The sequence below is a fragment of the Achromobacter sp. 46006 genome (assembly GCF_059761975.1).
The window spans coordinates 1-1,526 of the sequence record NZ_JCBANN010000129.1 but is presented as its reverse complement, the minus strand read 5'-3'; the positions used below and the strand labels follow the sequence as shown (position 1 = coordinate 1,526).

Genomic DNA, 1,526 nt, shown 5'->3' with positions numbered 1-1,526 from the left:
CCCCATCGGCATGATCTTCATCCCCTGCCTGAACGGACGCAGCCACTGCCCCGAGGAATGGATCGAGCCGGCGCAACTGCTGGACGGCACACGAGTGCTGTACCAGACCGTGCTGGAACTGGATCGCCGGATGTCCCGATAACCCCACCCTGATGCCGCCATGGAACAGATAGAACTGAACGACAGCACCGCCGACCGCTACCTGCTGGATACCCCCGGCCTGACGCTGCTGGTGTTCCACAGCCGCACCTGCGGCACCTGCCGCATCGCGCGCGAACAGCTCCCCGAACTGGACCTGCCGGTGGAACGGGTGTGCTGGGTCGATGCGGGCGAGAACGGCGGCCTGGTGGAACGCTATGAGGTCTTCCACCTGCCGGCCATGTTCGTGACCCGCGACGGCGCCTTCTTCGGCCCGGTGCAGGCCAGCCTGGCCGAATGGGATCTGCGCCAGCAGATCGGACTGGCGCTGGACAGCTATCCGGCCGAGTTGCCGTGAGCGCCGTCGCGGGGCAGGCCCCCACCCGACGCCCCCTGGACACGCTGGCCACCGGCGTGATGCTGCTGCTGTGCGTGTGCTGGGGCTTCCAGCAGATCGCCATCAAGCTGGTGGCCGCCGACATCTCGCCCATCATGCAGGTCGGCCTGCGCTCGGCCTTTGCCGCGCTGGTGCTGGGCGCGGTGGTGTGGCGCGCCGAAGGCTCGCGCGCGCTGCGCGATGGCACGCTGGGCGCGGGCGTGCTGGTGGGCCTGCTGTTCGGCTTCGAGTTCCTGGCGATCGCGCAGGGGCTGGTCTACACCACGGCCTCGCACATGTCGGTTTTCCTGTACACCGCGCCGATCTTCACCGCGCTGGGCCTGCACTGGCGCGTGCCCGAGGAACGCATGGCGCCGCTGCAATGGCTGGGCGTGGCGCTGGCCTTCGGCGGCATCGCCGTGGCCTTCCTGGGCAACGGCCAGCCGCAGGCCGCGGCCGCCAGCAACATGCTGCTGGGCGACAGCCTCGGGCTGCTGGGCGGGCTGCTGTGGGGTGCCACCACGGTGGCGATCCGCCGCACCGCGCTGTCGGAAGCGGCGCCGTCCAAGACGCTGTTCTACCAGATGGCGATCGCCGCGCTGGTGCTCCTGGTCTATGCCGCGGCCACCGGCAACGCCAGCATCCGCTACACGCCGTCGGCCATGCTGAGCGTGGCGTTCCAATCGGTGGTGGTGGCGCTGTCGAGCTACCTGGCCTGGTTCTGGCTGCTGCGGCGCTACCTGGCCTCGCGCCTGTCGATCCTGTCGTTCATGACGCCGCTGTTCGGGGTGTCGTTCGGCGTGCTGATCCTGGACGAGCCGCTGGACGGCGCCTTCGTCCTGGGCGCGCTGATGGTGCTGGCCGGCATCTCGCTGGTGAGCGGCGCCGGCCTGCTGCGCGAGAAGCTGCGGCGCGGCCGGCGCGCCTGAACGGCGCGGGGTGACCGTAGCGGGATGACAGGCGCGGGCCGGGTCGCGGGCTGACCCGCCGCCTGGCGCGCCGGTCCTTGCCG

2 protein-coding genes and 1 pseudogene are annotated in these 1,526 nt (G+C 70.5%); all 3 read left to right on the top strand.

What is annotated here, in order from left to right:
- A pseudogene (locus AC6LKG_RS26470) lies at positions 1-142 on the top strand (M20/M25/M40 family metallo-hydrolase); the annotation flags it as partial.
- Positions 143-160: 18 nt separating this feature from the next.
- A complete protein-coding gene (locus tag AC6LKG_RS26465) occupies positions 161-496 on the top strand; it encodes a thioredoxin family protein (protein WP_498169950.1) in 336 nt (111 codons plus the stop codon).
- Positions 497-555: 59 nt separating this feature from the next.
- Positions 556-1,443 carry a DMT family transporter gene (locus AC6LKG_RS26460; RefSeq protein ID WP_498169953.1) on the top strand — a complete coding sequence of 296 codons (888 nt, stop codon included), beginning with the start codon at positions 556-558 and terminating at the stop codon, positions 1,441-1,443.
- The last annotated feature ends 83 nt before the right edge of the window (positions 1,444-1,526 follow it).

Bases quoted from the DNA above. Each gene is read 5' to 3' on its own strand.
- AC6LKG_RS26465 (WP_498169950.1), top strand. From the start codon at position 161: ATGGAACAGATAGAACTGAACGACAGCACCGCCGACCGCTACCTGCTG.
- AC6LKG_RS26460 (WP_498169953.1), top strand. From the start codon at position 556: ATGCTGCTGCTGTGCGTGTGCTGGGGCTTCCAGCAGATCGCCATCAAG.